The organism is Enterobacter sp. IF2SW-B1 (assembly GCF_001743375.1).
In the GTDB taxonomy this organism is placed as follows: Bacteria; Pseudomonadota; Gammaproteobacteria; order Enterobacterales; family Enterobacteriaceae; genus Enterobacter; species Enterobacter bugandensis.
Map to the genome: position 1 here is coordinate 25497 of NZ_MJAA01000012.1, position 20491 is coordinate 45987.

18 protein-coding genes are annotated in these 20491 nt (G+C 57.8%); 12 read left to right on the plus strand and 6 right to left on the minus strand.

What is annotated here, in order from left to right; all coding sequences use genetic code 11:
- The first annotated feature begins 21 nt into the window (after positions 1-21).
- The 5 genes from A6013_RS20575 to lpxO all read left to right on the plus strand — a co-directional run bounded on the left by A6013_RS20575 (position 22) and on the right by lpxO (position 4626).
- Positions 22-963, plus strand: coding sequence for an ABC transporter substrate-binding protein (locus A6013_RS20575; RefSeq protein ID WP_028015197.1), 942 nt, complete (start codon positions 22-24; stop codon positions 961-963).
- A 49-nt stretch (positions 964-1012) separates the two neighbouring features.
- Positions 1013-1699 (plus strand): D-lyxose/D-mannose family sugar isomerase, encoded by a 687-nt coding sequence (locus A6013_RS20580; protein WP_069733671.1) that lies wholly within the window; start codon positions 1013-1015, stop codon positions 1697-1699.
- Positions 1700-1709: 10 nt separating this feature from the next.
- A complete protein-coding gene (locus A6013_RS20585; protein WP_028015195.1) occupies positions 1710-2570 on the plus strand; it encodes a ketose 1,6-bisphosphate aldolase in 861 nt (286 codons plus the stop codon).
- A complete protein-coding gene (locus A6013_RS20590) occupies positions 2570-3574 on the plus strand; it encodes a carbohydrate kinase family protein (protein WP_069733672.1) in 1005 nt (334 codons plus the stop codon). Before A6013_RS20585 ends, A6013_RS20590 begins: the two co-directional genes overlap by 1 nt.
- 143 nt (positions 3575-3717) lie before the next feature.
- Entirely contained in the window at positions 3718-4626 is a 909-nt protein-coding gene (gene lpxO / locus A6013_RS20595; protein ID WP_028015193.1) for a lipid A hydroxylase LpxO, read from the plus strand.
- A 3-nt stretch (positions 4627-4629) separates the two neighbouring features.
- On the opposite strand, the gene A6013_RS20600 is transcribed toward lpxO, so the two are convergent.
- Complete coding sequence (locus A6013_RS20600; protein WP_069733673.1) at positions 4630-5352, minus strand: response regulator; 723 nt, start codon at positions 5350-5352, stop codon at positions 4630-4632.
- Positions 5353-5609: 257 nt separating this feature from the next.
- On the opposite strand from A6013_RS20600, the gene fdhF reads away from it, so the two are divergent.
- The 3 genes from fdhF to A6013_RS20620 all read left to right on the plus strand — a co-directional run bounded on the left by fdhF (position 5610) and on the right by A6013_RS20620 (position 9026).
- Positions 5610-7757 (plus strand): formate dehydrogenase subunit alpha, encoded by a 2148-nt coding sequence (gene fdhF / locus A6013_RS20610; RefSeq protein WP_083264093.1) that lies wholly within the window; start codon positions 5610-5612, stop codon positions 7755-7757.
- A 320-nt stretch (positions 7758-8077) separates the two neighbouring features.
- Positions 8078-8230, plus strand: coding sequence for a Hok/Gef family protein (locus A6013_RS20615; protein WP_028015189.1), 153 nt, complete (start codon positions 8078-8080; stop codon positions 8228-8230).
- 121 nt (positions 8231-8351) lie between these two features.
- Positions 8352-9026, plus strand: a complete 675-nt coding sequence (locus A6013_RS20620) for a tetratricopeptide repeat protein (protein WP_045261055.1) — start codon at positions 8352-8354, stop codon at positions 9024-9026.
- Between the two features lie 80 nt (positions 9027-9106).
- On the opposite strand, the gene gltP is transcribed toward A6013_RS20620, so the two are convergent.
- Positions 9107-10420, minus strand: a complete 1314-nt coding sequence (gene gltP, locus A6013_RS20625) for a glutamate/aspartate:proton symporter GltP (RefSeq protein ID WP_028015187.1) — start codon at positions 10418-10420, stop codon at positions 9107-9109.
- Positions 10421-10843: 423 nt separating this feature from the next.
- On the opposite strand from gltP, the gene acs reads away from it, so the two are divergent.
- The 3 genes from acs (at position 10844) to actP (ending at position 14896) form a co-directional block, all read left to right on the plus strand.
- Entirely contained in the window at positions 10844-12802 is a 1959-nt protein-coding gene (gene acs / locus A6013_RS20630; RefSeq protein ID WP_041911526.1) for an acetate--CoA ligase, read from the plus strand.
- Between the two features lie 133 nt (positions 12803-12935).
- On the plus strand, positions 12936-13250 hold the full coding sequence (locus tag A6013_RS20635) for a DUF485 domain-containing protein (protein ID WP_028015185.1): 315 nt from the start codon (positions 12936-12938) through the stop codon (positions 13248-13250).
- Positions 13247-14896: a cation/acetate symporter ActP gene (gene actP / locus A6013_RS20640; protein ID WP_069733676.1), complete on the plus strand. Its 1650-nt coding sequence runs from the start codon at positions 13247-13249 to the stop codon at positions 14894-14896. Before A6013_RS20635 ends, actP begins: the two co-directional genes overlap by 4 nt.
- 32 nt (positions 14897-14928) lie before the next feature.
- Here actP and A6013_RS20645 read toward each other — a convergent pair whose 3' ends face one another.
- Together A6013_RS20645 and A6013_RS20650 are read right to left on the minus strand one after the other, a co-directional pair.
- Positions 14929-15618 carry an LrgB family protein gene (locus tag A6013_RS20645; protein WP_045630755.1) on the minus strand — a complete coding sequence of 230 codons (690 nt, stop codon included), beginning with the start codon at positions 15616-15618 and terminating at the stop codon, positions 14929-14931.
- Entirely contained in the window at positions 15611-16021 is a 411-nt protein-coding gene (locus A6013_RS20650) for a CidA/LrgA family protein (RefSeq protein ID WP_048959362.1), read from the minus strand. Before A6013_RS20650 ends, A6013_RS20645 begins: the two co-directional genes overlap by 8 nt.
- A gap of 102 nt (positions 16022-16123) precedes the next feature.
- On the opposite strand from A6013_RS20650, the gene A6013_RS20655 reads away from it, so the two are divergent.
- Positions 16124-17011 carry a LysR family transcriptional regulator gene (locus tag A6013_RS20655; RefSeq protein ID WP_041911529.1) on the plus strand — a complete coding sequence of 296 codons (888 nt, stop codon included), beginning with the start codon at positions 16124-16126 and terminating at the stop codon, positions 17009-17011.
- 81 nt (positions 17012-17092) lie between these two features.
- Here the strand turns inward: A6013_RS20655 and A6013_RS20660 are convergent, their stop codons facing one another.
- Positions 17093-18739, minus strand: coding sequence for a Na+/H+ antiporter (locus A6013_RS20660; protein ID WP_041911530.1), 1647 nt, complete (start codon positions 18737-18739; stop codon positions 17093-17095).
- Positions 18740-18892: 153 nt separating this feature from the next.
- A complete protein-coding gene (gene ghxP, locus A6013_RS20665) occupies positions 18893-20242 on the minus strand; it encodes a guanine/hypoxanthine transporter GhxP (protein ID WP_028015179.1) in 1350 nt (449 codons plus the stop codon).
- Between the last annotated feature and the right edge of the window lie 249 nt (positions 20243-20491).

The following is a 20491-nucleotide window of genomic DNA, read 5'->3' on the forward strand; positions in this document are numbered from 1 at the left end:
CCTACAAGCGAGGAAGACAAGATGCGTTTGAAACCCTTAGTGACCGCGCTCTGTGCTGGCGCCCTGCTGGCCGCAACGCCGTTTGCGCAGGCAAAAGATCTGAAGTCCATCGGCGTGACGGTGGGCGACCTGGCTAACCCGTTCTTCGTGCAGATCACCAAAGGTGCCGAGCTGGAAGCACGCAAGCTGGCTGGCGATAACGTCAAGGTGACGCTGGTTTCCAGCGGGTACGATCTGGGCCAGCAGGTGTCGCAGATCGATAACTTCATCGCCGCGAAGGTGGACATGATCATCCTCAACGCTGCGGATTCCAAAGGGATCGGCCCGGCGGTGAAGCGAGCCAAAGAAGCGGGGATCGTGGTCGTGGCGGTGGACGTGGCGGCGGAAGGGGCCGATGCGACCATCACCTCCGATAATACCCAGGCGGGGGAAATGGCCTGTAAGTACATTACCGACCGCCTGAAAGGCAAAGGCAACGTGGTGATCATCAACGGACCGCCGGTCTCCGCGGTGCAGAACCGCGTCGAAGGCTGCCAGACGGAATTCAAAAAACATCCGGACATAAAGGTGCTCTCGGACAACCAGAATGCCAAAGGCAGTCGTGAAGGCGGGCTGGAAGTGATGACCTCTCTGCTGGCGGCCAATCCGAAGATCGACGGCGTATTCGCGATTAACGATCCGACCGCGATCGGCGCCGATCTGGCGGCGAAACAGGCCCAGCGCAACGAGTTCTTTATCGTCGGCGTGGACGGTTCCCCGGACGGTGAAGAGGCGCTGAAGCGCGAAAACTCCCTGTTTGTGGCGACCCCGGCGCAGGATCCGCAGGTGATGGCGGCGAAGGCGGTGGAGATCGGCTATGACATTCTGCAGGGCAAACCTGCGCCGAAAGAGCCTGTGCTGATCCCGGTGACGATGATCGATAAAAAGAACGTCGGCACGTATAAGGGGTGGACGGTTAAATGATCCTTTTCCCTCTCCCTGTGGGAGAGGGAACTGTTTTCAAGGAGTCCCCATGAAACGCTCCGACATTAACGAAATCCTCGGCCACACGCGGCAGTTCTTTTCCATGCACGACGTGCATCTCCCGCCGTTTGCCAGCTTTCCACCCACAAAATGGCAGCAGCTTGATCGGGCCGCGTGGCAGGAAGTGTTTGACCTCAAGCTCGGCTGGGACGTGACCGCTTTCGGCGGCAACAATTTCGCCGCACAGGGTCTGACGCTGTTTACCCTGCGCAACGGCTCCCCCAACGGCGTGCCGTATGAGAAATGCTACGCCGAAAAAATCATGCACGTGCGCGACGGCCAGGAGACGCCGATGCATTTTCACTGGCGCAAGCGGGAAGACATCATTAACCGGGGCGGCGGGAACCTGATTATTGAGTTATTGAATGCCGGGGCGCATGAAGAGACCGAAAACACCGACGTGACCGTCACCGTCGACGGCTGCCGCCAGACCCACGCCCCCGGCAGCCAGCTGCGCCTCACACCAGGGGAAAGCATCTGTCTCACGCCCGGCCTGTATCACAGCTTCTGGGGCGAACGCGGCTTTGGCGACGTGCTGGTGGGCGAAGTGTCGTCAGTGAATGACGACGAGCACGACAACCACTTTTTGCAGCCCGTTGCCCGCTATAACAACATCGAAGAAGACGAACCGGCGGTGCTGGTGCTGTGCAACGAGTACAACCTGTTTCGGAGATAAGGAGTGAATGATGCCACTGATTTCTCTTGCCGACGGTCTTGAGCACGCCAGGAAACATCGCTACGCGCTGGGCGCGTTCAACGTGCTCGACTCCCATTTCCTGCGCGCGCTGTTTGCCGCCGCAAAGCAGGAACGCTCGCCGTTTATCATCAACATCGCCGAAGTGCACTTTAAGTATGTTTCCCTGGATTCGCTGGTCGAAGCGGTTAAGTTCGAAGCCGCCCGTCACGATATTCCCGTGGTGCTGAATCTCGACCACGGTCTGCATTTCGAGGCCGTCGTGCGCGCCCTGCGCCTGGGGTTTAGCTCGGTGATGTTCGACGGCTCGACGCTGAGCTACGAGGAGAACATTCGCCAGACCCGGGAAGTGGTGAAGATGTGCCACGCGGTGGGCGTCTCGGTGGAGGCGGAGCTGGGCGCGGTCGGCGGGGATGAAGGCGGCGCGCTGTACGGACATGCGGATGAAGCGTTCTTTACCGACCCGCAGCTGGCACGGGAGTTTGTCGATAAGACCGGCATCGACGCGCTGGCGGTCGCCATCGGCAACGCGCACGGCAAATACAAAGGCGAGCCGAAGCTCGATTTCCCGCGCCTGGACGCCATTCGTCAGCAGACGGGGCTGCCGCTGGTGCTGCACGGCGGCTCCGGGATTAGCGATGCCGACTTCCGCCGCGCCATCGAGCTGGGCATTCATAAAATCAACTTCTACACCGGCATGTCGCAGGCCGCGCTCGCCGCCGTTGAGCAGCGCATGGCGAACCGCCAGCCGCTGTACGATGAGTTTGCCGAACTGCTGCTGGGGATAGAAGAGGCGATAACCGATACGGTCGCCGAGCAGATGCGCATCTTCGGCAGCGCGGGGCAGGCATAATGGAACGCAAAGGCATCATCGCCGCAGGCAACATGCTGGTGGATCACGTTCACCAGATCGTGCAGTGGCCGGAGCGCGGCTGGCTGGCGGAAATCACCCACAGCGAGCGCTCAACCGGCGGCGCGCCGCTCAACGTCCTGCTGACGCTGGCGAAAATGCACGTTGGCTTGCCGCTGCAGGCGGTGGGGCTGATCGGGGAAGACGGCGACGGGGACTACATTCTGGCAATGCTCGACCAGTACCACGTCAACCGCCAGCGCGTACAGCGCACCACCTTTGCGCCAACCTCCATGTCGCAGGTGATGACCGATCCCAGCGGGCAGCGCACCTTTTTCCACTCGCCGGGCGCCAACCGTCTGCTGGATCTTCCCGCCTTCGATCGTCTCGATGGATCGATGAAGATCTTCCATCTCGGCTACCTGCTGCTGCTCGACAGCCTGGATATGCCGGATGACGAATTTGGCACCCGCAGCGCGCGGCTGCTGGCGCAGATGCGCGAGCAGGGGTATGAAACCTCCCTTGACCTGGTGTCCCGCAAGGGCGACCCGCGCTACCAGCCGCTGGTGCTCCCTGCCCTGCGCCATCTGGATTATCTGGTGATTAACGAGCTCGAGGCCGGTGAGTTTAGCGGGCTGACAATGCGTGACGAAAACGACGCCCCGCACATTGTCCATATCGCCGACGCCGCGGCGCAGCTGCTGGCGGCCGGGGTACGCCAGCGGGTGGTGATCCACTGTCCGGAAGGCGCATGGGGAGAAGCTCGCGGTGAAGCGGGTTGCTGGATCCCGTCATGGATGCTGGAGCAGGACGAGATTATCGGCAGCGTTGGCGCGGGCGATGCCTTTTGCGCCGGCTTTTTATACGGCTGCCATGAATCGCTGCCGCTGACAGAAAGTATTTATCTGGCGCACGCCTGCGCGCGGGCAAGCCTGCTGGCCGCCAATGCGATTGACGGCGCAAAAACGCTGGCCGAGCTGCAGGCGTTTATTCGCGAGAGCGCTTAGTTTAACAATAATTGCGATTTTTCATTACAGTTCTATGAATTTTATATTCCCGAACTACACTCTCTCCATCTGGCATATTCGGCGTGGGCAGCACTCTGTCCGCACGCTTTTCCGAAATGAGATAGAAAGAGGACAAGGGAAAAATGTTCGCAGCAATCATCATCGGTATTTTCATTATCAGCGTTATTTATGCGCATTCACGCGGCAAAGAAAAACAGACGCTTTCTCGTCAGCTCTTCGACCATTCGACGTTCATGGCCCCCATCAATATGTTTATGACGGCGTTTTCTTCCCTGCCCGCCAGGCAGCCTTTCTTTGAAACAGAGCGCTTCCCGGAATTAAATAAGCTGACGGAAAACTGGCTGGTTATTCGCGAAGAGGCGCTGCGTTTGCAGCATCATATTAAGGCGGCGGAAAATAATAACGACGCTGGCTTTAACACCTTTTTTAAACGCGGCTGGAAACGTTTTTACCTGAAATGGTATGCCGATGCCCATCCCTCCGCGCAGTCTTTATGCCCGGTGACGACCCGGCTGGTGAGTGAAATCCCCTCGGTGAAGGCGGCCATGTTTGCCGAGCTGCCGGCGGGTGCGAAGCTGGGTAAGCACCGGGATCCGTACGCGGGATCGGTTCGTTACCATCTGGGCTTATTCACACCGAATGACGATCGCTGCTTTATTGAAGTCGACAGGCAGCGCCACAGCTGGCGGGATGGCGAAGCCGTTATTTTTGATGAGACCTACGTCCACTGGGCAGAAAATAAATCGGATCAAACGCGCATTATTCTCTTCTGCGATATTGAACGTCCGATGAAGTGGCGCTGGGCGCAGGCGGTTAACCATTGGGTGGGGACCACGCTGATGTCTGCAGCCCGCTCACCGAATGACGAGAATGACAGCACCGGCGGCATTAACCGCATTTTTAAATACGTTCATGCGGGCCGCGAGCGGGGACAGCGTCTGAAAAAAAGAAACCGTAAGGCCTATTACGCCATCAAGTATCTGTGCATCGCTGCAATCTTTGCCGCCATCATTGTTCCGGCGATAACGTAAGCCTTATGCCGCCTGTTCGGGTCGGCTCACATCGGAGGCAAACACGTAACCCAGCCCGCGGATCGTTTTGATAAGCGCAGGCTGATGCGGGTTAGCCTCTATTTTCCGGCGCAGGCGCATGATCAGCACGTCAATCGTGCGATCGAACACGTCGGCGCTTTCGCTGTGGGTCAGCTCGAGCAGGCGATCGCGGCTCAGCACCCGGCGGGCATTCTGCGTGAGCGCCAGCAGCAGGCCGTACTCGCCCTGGGTTAAGGGCACGGTATTACGCTGCGGATCGCTCAGCTCGCAGCGGGAGGTATCCAGCGTCCATCCGTTAAACACAATGCCCGCGGCGGGAGCTTCCGCCGCCAGCACGCCCGTACGCCTCAGCACCGCCTTCACGCGGGCGACCACCACGCGCGGGTTGAACGGTTTGCCAATATAATCGTCGGCCCCCATCTCCAGCCCCACCACCACGTCTGACTCGCTGCCCAACCCGGTTAACATCACCACCGGTAGCGCCGGACGCTGCTTTTGCAGCTGCAGCAGAACCTGCAGGCCGTTAATATCCGGCAGCATCATATCCAGCAGAACAAGGGCGATAGCCGGCTCCTGTTGAACCTGCCGCAGCGCATCCTGGCCGTTGTGGCAGACAAGCACGCTAAAGACGTGCTCGCTCAGCACATCCTGCAGCAGTTCACACACTGCCATATCGTCATCAACCACCAGAATCGCCGGTTTCATCATATGCTTCCGTCAGGGGATTATGTTAAGTCTGAACCATTCTGCCGTCGGCTCCAGTGAAATGAATTTTTCCGTGACGGAAATTCAACCCATGTCACATCCGCCGCTCATTCGACACGTCAATTTTGACGATTGTCTGCTTTTCGTCAGGGATTTCGCCGGGAATGCACCGTAAAGCCGGTGAGTACCCCCACTAAAAACATGGCATAGAAGCTGCATTAGTCGGTGCGAAAGATTTGATTAACTGGAGCAGACTGATGAAAAAAGTCGTCACGGTTTGCCCTTATTGTGCCTCAGGTTGCAAGATCCACCTGGTGGTCGATAACGGCAAAATCGTCCGGGCGGAGGCCGCGCAGGGGAAAACCAACCAGGGCACGCTGTGCCTGAAGGGGTATTACGGCTGGGATTTTATTAACGATACACAAATCCTCACCCCGCGCCTGAAAAACCCTATGATCCGCCGCGAGCGCGGCGGCAAGCTGGAAGCCGTCTCCTGGAACGAGGCGCTGGATTACGTCGCCACGCGCCTGAGTGTCATTAAGGCCAAGTATGGCCCGGATGCCATTCAGACCACCGGCTCCTCACGCGGGACCGGGAATGAAACCAACTACGTGATGCAAAAATTCGCGCGCGCCGTTATTGGTACCAATAACGTCGACTGCTGCGCTCGCGTCTGACACGGCCCATCGGTTGCAGGTCTGCACCAGTCGGTCGGTAACGGCGCAATGAGTAATGCTATCAACGAGATAGATAACACCGATCTGGTGTTTATCTTCGGTTATAATCCAGCGGATTCTCACCCTATCGTCGCGAACCACGTGATTCGCGCTAAACAGAACGGGGCGAAAATTATCGTCTGCGATCCGCGCAAAATCGAAACCGCGCGCATTGCGGATATGCACATTGCGCTGAAAAACGGCTCGAATATCGCGCTGTTGAATGCGATGGGGCACGTCATTATTGAGGAGAACCTGTACGACCAGGCGTTTGTCGCCACGCGTACGGAAGGGTTTGAAGAGTACCGGAAAATTGTCGAAGGCTACACGCCGGAGTCGGTAGAGGCGATAACCGGCGTGAGCGCGCAGGAGATCCGCCAGGCGGCACGGATGTATGCCGGAGCGAAAACCGCCGCCATCCTGTGGGGCATGGGCGTAACCCAGTTCTACCAGGGCGTGGAAACCGTGCGATCCCTGACCAGCCTCGCGATGCTAACCGGGAATCTGGGCAAAGCGCACGTCGGCGTTAACCCGGTTCGCGGCCAGAATAACGTCCAGGGTGCCTGCGACATGGGTGCGCTGCCGGACACGTATCCGGGCTATCAGTACGTGAAGTACCCGGAAAACCGCGAGAAGTTCGCGAAGGCCTGGGGCGTGGAGAGCCTGCCGGCACACACCGGCTATCGCATCAGCGAGCTGCCGCACCGCGCGGCGCACGGTGAAGTGCGGGCGGCCTACATCATGGGTGAAGATCCGCTCCAGACCGACGCCGAGCTGTCTGCGGTGCGCAAAGGCTTTGAGGATCTGGAGCTGGTGATTGTCCAGGATATCTTCATGACCAAAACCGCGGCGGCGGCGGATGTGATTCTCCCGTCGACCTCCTGGGGCGAGCATGAAGGCGTCTATACGGCGGCGGACCGCGGCTTCCAGCGCTTCTTTAAGGCGGTCGAGCCGAAGTGGGATTTGAAAACGGACTGGCAGATCATCAGCGAAATCGCCACCCGCATGGGCTACCCGATGCAGTACAACAACACCCAGGAGATCTGGGACGAGCTGCGGCATCTGTGCCCGGACTTTTATGGGGCAACCTATGAAAAAATGGGTGAGCTGGGCTACATCCAGTGGCCGTGCCGGGACGAGTCGGAGGCCGACCAGGGGACGTCGTATCTCTTTAAAGAGAAATTTGACACCCCGAACGGGCTGGCGCAGTTCTTCACCTGCGACTGGGTTGCGCCGATCGATAAACTCACCGAGGAGTACCCGATGGTGCTCTCTACCGTGCGTGAAGTAGGCCACTACTCCTGTCGTTCAATGACCGGCAACTGCGCCGCGCTGGCGGCGCTGGCGGACGAACCGGGCTACGCGCAGATCAACACCGCCGATGCGGAGCGCCTCGGCATTGAGGATGAAGCGCTGGTGTGGGTGAATTCGCGCAAAGGCCGCATCATTACCCGCGCGCAGGTCAGCGACCGTCCAAACAAAGGGGCTGTCTATATGACCTACCAGTGGTGGATTGGTGCCTGTAACGAGCTGGTGACGGAGAACCTCAGCCCGATAACCAAAACGCCGGAGTATAAATACTGCGCCGTCAACGTGGAGCCAATTGCGGATCAGCACGCGGCGGAACAGTATGTGATCGACGAATATAACAAGCTGAAAGCACGGCTGCGTGAAAGCGCAATGGGTTGAAGCCGTTAATTAATCGTTGAATAAAGGGAGTGAGTTATTCACTCCCTTTTTATTTCCACTTAAAACATTAAAAATATAAATTATTATTCTGGAAAGCGGCTCGCAAAATAAAGTAATTCGCGCAGAACAGAATTACATCTTTGCATTTTAATTCAGAAGGATAAGATGTGCGGCGGGTGCTTAAGACTTTCTGTCTTGAGCATTGTTGAGGGACAGAAAGTGGAAAGCCCCGGGAAATTTTCATTCACCCGAGGCTACCCCTCAACTACCAACAGGTTGAGAGTAGCCTCTTATTCTTTTTTTGACAAGGAGTAAAAGGCATGACGCCATTAAAAACTGCGTTAGGCATCGTCTTTATTATCTGCCTGACGATAGTGATATTTACCTTTATTACTCGCGGTAGACTGTGCGAGTTTTCAATAAAGAGTGAACATCAGGAGGTGGCGGCGAAATTAGCCTGCGTGGCAGGCTAACCTCTACGGGCGAAACCACGGTTTCGCCCGGCTTGTGGGATGCTAAGGTCTTAATGCACCCATTTTTTTCTTTTGCTACCGCGATTATACTGCGCGGCGTGTACCCAGATGATAAGAATCCATGAAAGCCATTTTTCTGTTGTTGTTATTTTTTACGTCGTTCGCCCGCGCGGATGAGATAGGCAGCCAGTATCAGAAGCAGGCGGAAGCCGGCGATGCCCGCGCCCAATATTATCTCGCCGATACCTACTTCAGCTCCGGTGACAGAAAGCAGGCAGCGCTGTGGGCCGAGAAAGCCGCGAAAGGCGGTGATGTCGACGCCATGGGGTTACTCTCGCAGATCCTCTTTACGCAGGGGGATTACGCTCAGGCTAAAGCGCTGGCGCAGCAGGCCACCATCGCCGGCAGCAAGCGCGGCACGATTATGCTGGCGCGTATTATGGTGAACACGCAGGCGGGTAAAACCGACTATCCTCAGGCCATCAAGCTCCTGCAAACGGCGGCCGAAGATATCGACAACGACTCGGCGGTCGATGCGCAGCTGCTGCTGGGGCTGATTTATGCCAACGGCGTAGAGGTGCCGCAGGATGACGTACAGGCGGCGTCATGGTTTAAGCGCAGCTCGTCCCTGTCACGTACGGGCTATGCGGAATACTGGGCAGGAATGCTGTTCCAGCAGGGTGAGAAAGGCTTTATCACGCCGAATAAGCAGAAAGCGCTCTACTGGCTAAACCTGAGCTGTACCGAAGGGTTTGATACGGGGTGTGAGGAGTTTGATGCGTTGAGCGGAGAATAACGTGCCGGGTGGCGGCTTCGCCTTACCCGGCCTACAAAACCCGTAGGCCCGGTAAGCGCAGCGCCACCGGGCTTAGGATGTTACTGGTCAGCCGTCTTATCAAAACGACCCAGCACTTCGCGTTCATACGCCAGCGCTTTTTTACGGTCGAATTTGTGTTCCCACTTGGCGATAACCAGCACCGCCAGCGCGTTACCCACGACGTTCAGCGCCGTACGCGCCATATCGAGGATACGGTCCACACCGGCGATAAACGCCAGGCCTTCCAGCGGAATACCGACGCTGCCCAGCGTCGCCAGCAGCACCACGAAGGAGACGCCCGGCACGCCTGCTATGCCCTTTGAGGTCACCATCAGCGTCAGAACCAGTACGATCTCCTGCCACAGCGACAGGTCAATGCCGTACAGCTGCGCGATAAAGATCGCCGCAATACTCTGGTACAACGTCGAGCCATCCAGGTTGAAGGAGTAGCCGGTCGGCACCACGAAGCTCGTTATCGACGCTGGCGCACCGTACGCCTCCATCTTCTCAATGATGCGCGGCAGCACGCTCTCAGAGCTTGCGGTGGAGTACGCCAGAATCAGTTCATCCTTCAGGATGCGGATCAGGATCCAGATACTCAGCCCGCACAGGCGCGCCACAATCCCCAGCACCACCAGCGCGAAAAACAGAATGGCGAAGTGCACCAGGATCACCAGCTTCGCCAGCGGCCACAGGGAGGCAAAACCAAAGTTCGCTACGGTCACGGCGATAAGCGCGAACACCCCAACCGGCGCGTAGCGCATCACCATGTGGGTCACTTTGAACATGGTTTCGGAGATAGAGCGGAACACGGTGACCAGCGGTTCGCGGTGCGTCGCCGGCAGGGAGGAGAGCCCCAGACCAAACAGCACCGAGAAGAAGATGATCGGCAGCATCTCGCCTTTCGCCATGGAAGCAATGATGTTGGTCGGCACCAGCGACAGGATAGTCCCCATCAGACCGTGGGAATGGCTCTGCACGTCAGCGGTGGTGCTTTGGTATTTCGAAATATCCACCGTCGCCAGCTGCGACATATCGATCCCGGAGCCTGGCTGGAATACGTTCGCCAGCGTTATGCCGAGGATAATCGCAACCGTGGTGATCACTTCGAAATAGAGAATAGTTTTCGCGCCAATGCGGCCTAACTGCTTCGCATCGCCGACGCCCGCGATACCGACCACCAGCGTCGAGATCACAATGGGCACCACAATCATCTTAATCAGATGAATAAAAATATCGCCTGCCGGAGAGAGCAGGTTCGCAATCAGCCACTCGCGGCTGTCGCTATGATAATGAAGATAACTGCCCAGCAAGATGCCCAGCACAAGGGCCAGCAGGATCTGCCAGGCCAGGCTGACTTTCAAATTTTTCATAGAAACTGACTTCCTCAATGAAATCTCCACACCAGCAAAACTGCATGAATATGGAGACATACTGAAAGGGTATGAATTGTGTTGCGTTGGTTTATGGGATTTTTTAACGCGGCGTATGAGTATCATTTGCACGACCTGTTGCGCAAGCCTTAAAGAACGACGCATTTCACTATCAAAAGCGGTTATGACGCGAGTTTGTCATAATTCTGATAAATAACCTTTTGTTATAAAAACGCTTTTTTATAAAGAATTGTGAATAATCGGCATCGTGAATTATTTCCCTTCAAAGTTTCATTCGCTCAATTTTCAACCTGTTCAAACAATGCGTGATCTGTCGCCCAAATACTAAACAAAGCTTGTAAAGCCCCTACTATTAACGTTTTTGCGACATATTATTAACATCTTACAAGGAGAAAAAAAGCCATGAGCCAAATACACAAACACGACATTCCCGCAAACATTGCGGACCGTTGCCTGATCACCCCGGAGCAGTACCACGAGAAATATCAGCAATCTGTTACCAACCCGGACGCCTTCTGGGGCGAGCAGGGTCACATCCTTGACTGGATCAAACCTTATCAGAAGGTGAAGAATACCTCTTTCGCGCCAGGCAACGTCTCCATTAAATGGTATGAAGACGGCACGCTGAACCTGGCGGCGAACTGCCTGGACCGCCATCTTGCCGAACGCGGCAACGAAACGGCCATTATCTGGGAAGGCGACGATGCCTCTCAGAGCAAACACATCTCTTATAAAGAGCTGCACCGCGACGTCTGCCGCTTCGCTAACGTGCTGCTGGACCAGGGGATTAAAAAAGGCGACGTGGTGGCGATCTACATGCCGATGGTGCCGGAAGCGGCGGTAGCTATGCTCGCCTGCGCGCGTATTGGCGCGATCCACTCCGTCATCTTCGGCGGCTTCTCCCCTGAAGCGGTTGCCGGGCGCATCGTTGACTCGAACTCGAAGCTGGTGATCACCGCCGACGAGGGCGTACGCGCCGGGCGCGGTATTCCGCTGAAGAAAAACGTCGATGAAGCGCTGAAAAACCCGAACGTCAAATCCATCAATAACGTCATTGTCCTCAAGCGTACCGGCGGCAAGATCGACTGGCACGAGGGGCGTGACCTGTGGTGGAGCGACCTGATTGAAAAAGCGAGCGACCAGCATCAGCCGGAAGAGATGAACGCGGAAGATCCGCTGTTTATTCTTTACACCTCCGGCTCAACCGGTAAACCGAAAGGCGTACTGCACACCACCGGCGGCTATCTGGTCTATGCGGCCACCACCTTTAAATACGTCTTCGACTACCATCCGGGCGACATCTACTGGTGTACCGCCGACGTGGGTTGGGTCACCGGACACAGCTACCTGCTGTACGGCCCGCTGGCCTGCGGCGCAACGACGCTGATGTTTGAGGGCGTACCGAACTGGCCGACCCCGGCGCGCATGTGTCAGGTGGTCGATAAGCACCAGGTCAACATTCTTTACACCGCGCCAACGGCGATCCGCGCGTTAATGGCGGAAGGCGATAAGGCCATCGAGGGCACTGACCGCTCCTCATTGCGCATCCTCGGCTCCGTGGGCGAGCCCATCAACCCGGAAGCCTGGGAGTGGTACTGGAAGAAAATCGGTAACGAGAAGTGCCCGGTGATGGACACCTGGTGGCAGACCGAAACCGGCGGCTTCATGATCACCCCAATGCCGGGTGCCACGCAGCTGAAGGCCGGCTCGGCAACCCGTCCGTTCTTCGGCGTGCAGCCTGCGCTGGTGGATAACGAAGGTAATCCGCAGGAAGGCGCTACCGAGGGTAACCTGGTGATCACAGACTCCTGGCCGGGCCAGGCGCGCACGCTGTTTGGCGATCACGAGCGCTTCGAGCAGACCTACTTCTCGACCTTTAAAAACATGTACTTCAGCGGCGACGGCGCGCGCCGGGATGAAGACGGTTATTACTGGATCACCGGACGCGTGGACGACGTGCTGAACGTTTCCGGCCACCGTCTGGGTACGGCAGAGATTGAGTCCGCGCTGGTGTCGCATCCGAAGATTGCCGAAGCGGCGGTGGTCGGCATTCCTCACAACATCAAGGGCCAGGCGATCTACGCCTACGTCACCCTGAACCACGGCGAAGAGCCGTCGCCAGAACTGTATACCGAGGTGCGCAACTGGGTACGTAAAGAGATTGGCCCGCTTGCCACGCCGGACGTACTGCACTGGACTGACTCGCTGCCGAAAACCCGTTCCGGCAAGATTATGCGCCGTATCCTGCGCAAAATCGCGGCAGGCGATACCAGCAACCTCGGCGATACCTCAACGCTTGCCGATCCTGGCGTGGTGGACAAACTGCTCGAAGAGAAGCAGGCCATCGCAATGCCATCCTAGTGTTTCTCCCTCTCCCCGTGGGAGAGGGCCGGGGTGAGGGCATCAGACCGCACCTTCCTCCCCTCACCCTAACCCTCTCCCCATAGGGGAGAGGAGATAAAACAAACCAACCTTACCTCTGGAGATTTCTGTGATGAATAACGATATTTGTCAGCAGATAGAGAATAGTGCGCACTACAGGGAGCTCGTCGATAAGCGGCAACGGTTTGCCTTCACCCTTTCCATCATCATGCTGATTATCTATGTCGGCTTTATTCTGCTGATCGCCTTTGCGCCGCACTGGCTGGGCACCCCGTTACATGAGGGCACCAGCGTGACGCGCGGTATCCCCATTGGCATTGGCGTGATCGTGATTTCGTTTGTGCTGACCGGCGTCTACGTCTGGCGCGCGAACGGTGAGTTCGATCGTCTTAATAAAGCGGTACTGCAAGAGGTAAAAGCATCATGAAGCGAATCCTGACGGCGCTAGCCGCCACACTTCCCTTTGCCGCCCACGCGGCGGATGCCATTACCGGCGAGGTACAGCGCCAGCCAACCAACTGGCAGGCGATTATCATGTTCCTGATTTTCGTGGTGCTGACGCTGTACATTACGTACTGGGCGTCGAAACGCGTTCGCTCCCGTAACGATTACTACACTGCGGGCGGCAACATTACCGGCTTCCAGAACGGCCTGGCGATTGCGGGTGACTTTATGTCCGCCGCCTCGTTCCTCGGGATCTCCGCGCTGGTGTACACCTCCGGCTATGACGGCCTGATCTACTCCCTCGGCTTCCTCGTCGGCTGGCCGATCATTCTGTTCCTGATTGCCGAACGCTTGCGCAACCTGGGACGTTACACCTTCGCTGACGTGGCATCCTATCGCCTGAAGCAGGGGCCGATTCGTACCCTCTCCGCCTGCGGCTCGCTGGTGGTGGTGGCGCTGTATCTGATCGCCCAGATGGTGGGCGCGGGCAAGCTTATCGAACTGCTGTTTGGCCTGAACTACCACGTCGCGGTGGTGCTGGTGGGCGTGCTGATGGTGATGTACGTTCTGTTCGGCGGCATGCTGGCCACCACCTGGGTGCAGATCATCAAAGCCGTACTGCTGCTGTTCGGCGCGAGCTTTATGGCCTTTATGGTGATGAAACACGTCGGCTTCAGCTTCAATAACCTGTTCACCGAAGCGATGGCTGTCCACCCGAAAGGAGAAGCGATAATGAGCCCGGGCGGGCTGGTGAAAGATCCGATCTCCGCGCTCTCTCTCGGTCTCGGCCTGATGTTTGGTACCGCTGGCCTGCCGCACATTCTGATGCGTTTCTTCACGGTGTCAGACGCGCGTGAAGCGCGTAAGAGCGTCTTCTACGCCACCGGCTTTATGGGTTACTTCTACATCCTGACCTTTATCATCGGCTTCGGCGCGATCATGCTGGTGGGCGCGAACCCGGCGTTTAAAGACGCGGCGGGCGCGCTGATTGGCGGTAACAACATGGCGGCGGTGCACCTGGCCGACGCGGTGGGCGGCAACCTGTTCCTCGGCTTTATCTCCGCCGTGGCCTTCGCCACCATCCTTGCGGTGGTCGCCGGGCTGACGCTGGCGGGCGCGTCTGCGGTATCGCACGACCTCTACGCCAACGTCTTCCGTAAAGGCGCGAGCGAGCGCGACGAGCTGAAGGTTTCCAAAATCACCGTGCTGGTGCTGGGCGTGGTCGCTATTCTGCTGGGGATCCTGTTTGAGAAGCAGAACATCGCCTTTATGGTGGGACTGGCCTTCTCAATTGCGGCAAGCTGTAACTTCCCAATCATTCTGCTCTCCATGTACTGGTCCAAACTGACCACCCGTGGGGCGATGATAGGCGGCTGGCTCGGCCTGCTGACAGCGGTAATTCTGATGATCCTCGGCCCCACCATCTGGGTGCAGATCCTCGGTCACGAAAGCGCTATCTTCCCGTACGAGTACCCGGCGCTGTTCTCCATTGCCGTGGCGTTTATCGGTATCTGGATCTTCTCGGCTACCGACAACTCGCCGGAGGGTAACCTGGAGCGTGAGAAATTCCGCGCCCAGTTTATCCGCTCACAAACCGGCCTCGGCGTTGAGCAGGGCCGCGCACACTAAACCTTTCTCCCCGGTTGCTCTGGCCGGGGAGCTTAAAACATCACCCACGCCACCAGCGGCGCAATCAGCACCATCGTTACGCCCGAGAGCATCATCACCAGGCTTGCAACGACCCCTTCCTGCTGACCCAGCTCATACGAACGCGCCGTTCCCGCACCGTGCGAAGCCGCGCCAAAGCCCGCCCCTTTCGCCATCCCTTCACGGATAGAGAGCCGCAGGAACAGTACATCTCCCACCGCCATGCCAAAGACGCCCGTCACCACCACAAACAGCGCCACCAGGTCCGGCTGCCCGCCGAGCGGTTTAGCCGCTGCCAGCGCAAACGGCGTGGTCACCGAGCGCACGGCCAGGCTGCGCTGAATTTCATCGGAGAGGGTAAACAGCCGCGCCAGCCAGACGGAGCTACAGACCGCCACCACCGTCGCGGTGACGACGCCCGCGCTGAGCGACATCCAGTGGCGTTTGATAATCGCCAGGTTGTCATACACCGGCACCGCAAAGGCGATAGTCGCCGGGCCGAGCAGCCACAGCAGCCAGTGGGATTCACCAATGTAGTTCTGCCAGGAGATATGGCCGAAGACCAGCATCAGCACCAGCAGGATCGGCGTAAAGACCAGCGGCATCAGCGGCAGCGTGCGAAAGCGGCGATACAGGCGCTTGTTGGCAAAGTAGATGGCGACCGTCACGATCAGGCACAACACGCTTATCTGAAAGTTAGTCATGCTTTTGCCTGCTGATTTCGAACCGGTACACCTTATCCACCACCCAGGCGGTTGCACCCAGCACCATCAGCGTGCTCAGGGCAATAACCGTGAAGATGCGCCAGCCGTCGACCATCAGCAACTGCGCATAGTTCACCACCGCCACCACGGCCGGAACGAAGAACAGCAGCATCTCCGCCAGCAGCCAGCGCGCGCCGGCGCGCACCCAGCTGAGGGGCAACGCGCGGCAGAGGATCAGCACCAGCATCAGCACCATTCCCACCAGGTTGGCGGGTAAAGGCAGATGCAGCCAGTCGACAAGGTATTCCGCAAAAATAAACAGTCCCGCGTAGAGCAGTACCTGCACCGGGACCTGGAGTCGTTGCACAACGGCAGGCGTAACACGGCTTAACGCCACGGCCATGGGGGTTTTCCTCAGAAATGAGACGAGGCGCCAGTATAGTGAGCGTACGTCATCGACTGAAATGAATTAAAATCATCGAAGGTATAGTTTCGAGGAATAATCATGGACATAAGAACGCTGCGCTATTTTGTCGAGGTGGTTCGCCAGCAAAGTTTTACCCGCGCAGCGGAGAAGTTGTTCGTTACCCAGCCAACCATCAGCAAAATGCTGAAAAACCTCGAAGACGAGCTGAACTGCACCCTGCTGATCCGCGACGGACGCAAGCTGCTGCTGACCGATACCGGACGCGTGGTGTTCGAGCGCGGGCTGGCGATCCTGGCGGAGTTTCGCCAGCTTGAGGCCGAGCTTGCGGACATCAACCACCTGACGAAAGGTCTGCTGCGGCTCGGCATTCCGCCGATGGTTGGCATGATGATGGCCGGGCCGATAAGCCTGTTCCGTCAGCGCTACCCTGGCGTTGAGCTCAAAATTTCTGAATTTGGCGGCCTGACCGTGCAGCAGGCGGTGATCAACGGCGAGCTGGACGTGGCGATGACGGCCCTTCCCGTGGAGGAAGAGAGCGGGCTGGCAACGCTGCCGCTGTTCAGCCATCCGCTGTGCGTGCTGGTGCCCCGCTCCGGCGACTGGCTGAAGATAGACTCAGTGAAGCCCGATCTGCTCGGCGAACACCCGCTGCTGATCTACAACGAAGACTTCGCCTTAAGCCGCCAGCTAATGACCCTGTTTAACCACCATAACGTGAAGCCGCGCATTGCGGTGCGCAGCGGCCAGTGGGATTTCCTGGCGGCAATGGTGCAGGCGGGCGTGGGAATTGCCATTCTGCCGCAGCCGATCTGCGAGCGGCTTGATAAAAACACGCTCCGCTGGATCCCGCTGGAGAGTGACCTGCACTGGCAGTTGGGGATGATCTGGCGTGAAGGGGTGTATCTTTCGCACAGCGCACAGGCGTGGCTGCAATGTTGTGAGGGGTTTTGGGTGCGGTCTGAATAGTGCCGGGTGGCGGCTTCGCCTTACCCGGCCTACGGTTCAAACGTAGGCCCGGTAAGCGTAGCGCCACCGGGCAACAACGCGCTACTGATTCTCTATTAACAGCGCTTCTAACAGGTCCAGATCGTGCAGCAGCTTTTGCAGCGTCTCGTTGCTGATCTGACGCGTCGCGCGCAGGTGATACAGCTCGGCACGCTCGGAGCGCAGCGCCGCCAGGCGGAAACGACGCTCGAGGTTCTCTTCCTGCAGCGAGCTTTCCACGTCGTTACGTCCGTCAGCACGACGGCGCAAATTACCAATTACGCGTGAACTGACTTCCTTCAGCAGCTGGTTATCAATGTTCTCTTCGGCATCGGCAGCCAGACGCTCCTCCATCTTCTCAATGGCGACAATCGCGACTTCTGCCGTCGCCGCACGGGCTATCCGCTCCTCTTTGTGCTGTTGGGTCGAGTCACCGGCATCAATGTGCTGGAGTAAAATCGGCAGCATAATCACGCCGACAAACAGCGAGAAGAGAATCACGCCCGCCGCCAGGAACACCAGCTCGTAGCGCGCCGGGAAGACGTCGCCCGTCGGCAGCAGCAGCGGAATAGAGAGCACACCGGCGAGGGTTATCGCCCCGCGTACGCCCGCGAAGGAGGCAATCAGCAGCTCGCGCGTGGTCCAGGACCCGAACTCCATCGGCTTTTTGGTCAGGAAGCGCATGCTGAATTTTTTCATCGTCCACAGCCAGCCGAAACGCACCAGCATTAATGCCATGTAGATCAGCACGATATCGGTAAACAGCATCCAGACTTCAACGTTTGGATCCGCCTCCGCCGCGATCAGCGAGGATTCCATAATGCCCGGCAGCTGCAGGCCCAGCAGCAGGAAGACCATGCCGTTAAAGACAAACTCCAGCATCGCCCAGGTGCTGTTGGCGCGCAGGCGCATCGCCAGCGGCGCGCGGCGCATCACGCCGGAGCGGGTGATGGTCATCCCCGCCGCTACCGCCGCCAGAATGCCCGAGACGCCGATATGTTCAGCGATAAGGTAAGAGGCAAACGGCAGCAGGAACAGCAGAACGATTTGCGTCGCCGGTTCATCGCCGCCCCAGCGGCTGAGGAAGCGCAGCGAACGACCATACAGCCAGCTCACCACGAAACCCGCGAGAATACCGCCAATCGCCACCTTGAAGAATTCCAGGGTCGCGCCACCAATGGTAAAGACCATGGTGCCCATGGCTACCGCCACGGCAAACTTCAGGGCCACCAGGCCAGAAGCGTCGTTCATCAACGCCTCGCCCTGCAAAATGCCCATTATTTTCTTCGGAATGCGCCCTTCACCCACAATGCCGGAAAGGGCCACGGCGTCGGTCGGCGACAGCACGGCGGCCAGCGCAAAGGCGGGAATTAACGGGATACCCGGTACGGCCCAGTAGATCAGGAAACCAATCCCGACCACGGTAACGACCACCAGCGCCAGCGCCAGGCCGAAGATCTCTCGCCCGTGCTCAAGAAATTCGCGCGTCGGCGTTTTCCAGCCATCGGCAAACAGCAGCGGCGGGATAAACAGCACGAGGAACAGTTCCGGATCGAACTCCACGTGCAGACCGAACGTCGGCCACGCCAGCAGCGCACCGATGGCTATTTGCATTAAAGGCAGGGGGACCTGGAAGGGTAGTACGCGTGTAACCACCCCGGATAATGAGACCACAAGGGTCATGATGAGTATTGTGAAGAAAATTTCCATGCGTTCCCTGTTTGCTGTGTTTCTTTTTAAGCCAAACCTGAGGCGTCGTGCCTCTTATTCTATCCTCTCCAGAGTAACGCAAAAGGCAACGGGATGAGTCCTGAAAATAAAAACGGGCGGCCTGAGCCACCCGTTTTCGCATCAATGGATAATTTAGATTGCCCAGCCGCCCGCGTAGAACGCCACCAGCGCAACGGCGATCACCACGGTGCCGATGTTCAGCTTGCGCCACTCTCCGGAAACCAGACGACCAATCACCAGCGACGCGAAACCGATCATGATGCCGGTCACGATGTTACAGGTCAGGACGATAAACACTGCGGTAATCAGGCCGGACATCGCATCCACGAAGTCCGCAAAATCGATTTTCGCCACGTTGCTCAGCATCAGCAGGCCGACGTACATCAGCGCTGGCGCGGTCGCATACGCAGGCACCAGGTAGGAGAGCGGAGAGAGGAACAGGATCAGCAGGAACAGCACGCCGACGGTGATGGCCGTCAGGCCGGTTTTACCGCCTGCCGCCGTACCCGCTGCAGATTCGATATACACCGCTGCAGGCGCCGCACCCACCAGACCAGAGAAGACGCTGCTCAGGGAGTCGGTGGTCAGCGCTTTGCCGCCATCAATAATCTGACCGTCTTTATCCAGCAGGTTGGCCTGACCAGCCACCGCGCGAATGGTACCGGTGGCGTCAAATACCGCGGTCATCACCAGCGCCAGCACGCTTGGCAGGATCACCGGGTTCAGCGCGCCGACGATATCCAGGCTGCCGATCAGGGAGTTGCCTTTGTCATCGCTCAGCGACGGCATGGCGAAAATACCGGAGAAGTGAACGGTCGGATCGAAAATCAGGCCGACGATGGAAATGCCAATAATGGTCAGCAAAATGCCGCCCGGCACCTTCAGTTTTTCCAGGCCGATAATCACCGCCAGACCGATGAGCGACATAATGACCGGGAAGCTCGCGAAATGACCGAGCGCTACCGGCAGGCCGTCCAGCGGGTTCTTGATGACCAGACCCACGCCGTTGGCAGCGATCAGCAGCAGGAACAGGCCGATACCAATACCGGTGCCGTGCGCCACGCCCTGCGGCAGGTTGCGCAAAATCCAGCTACGGATGCCGGTGGCAGAAATAACGGTAAACAGTACGCCCATCAGGAACACGGCGCCGAGGGCAACCGGTACGCTGATCTGCTGGCCCAGCACCAGACTGAACGCGGTAAAGGCGGTCAAAGAGATGGCGCAACCAATCGCCAGCGGCAGGTTCGCCCACAGGCCCATTACGATGGAGCCCACGCCGGCCACCAGGCAGGTGGCGACAAAGACAGCCGCAGGCGGGAAGCCCGCCTTGCCCAGCATGCCCGGCACCACGATGACGGAGTAAACCATCGCCAGAAACGTGGTCAGACCGGCAACGACTTCCTGGCGCACGGTGCTGCCACGAGCCGAAATTTTAAACATGGCGTCAAGTGAACCGCCGGTACGCGCAGATGGCGTAGACATAGAAAACATCCCCTGAGAGTTTTTTTAGAACGTCCATAAGCGTGGTGGAGACACCGCAGCCAGCTAAAACGTCAAATCCGTGTGTTGCGTTTACGACGAAAGGGCGTCACAAAAAAAGCAAACGTTTAGCTCCGCGCTTATAAAACGGGTGGTCAAATTAAGGCAAACGATTATCCAGCCTAATACCCGCCCTTTTCAACTGAACTTTATCGTTTTTCGCTAAAATTCACTTATGACGATGAAGAAATA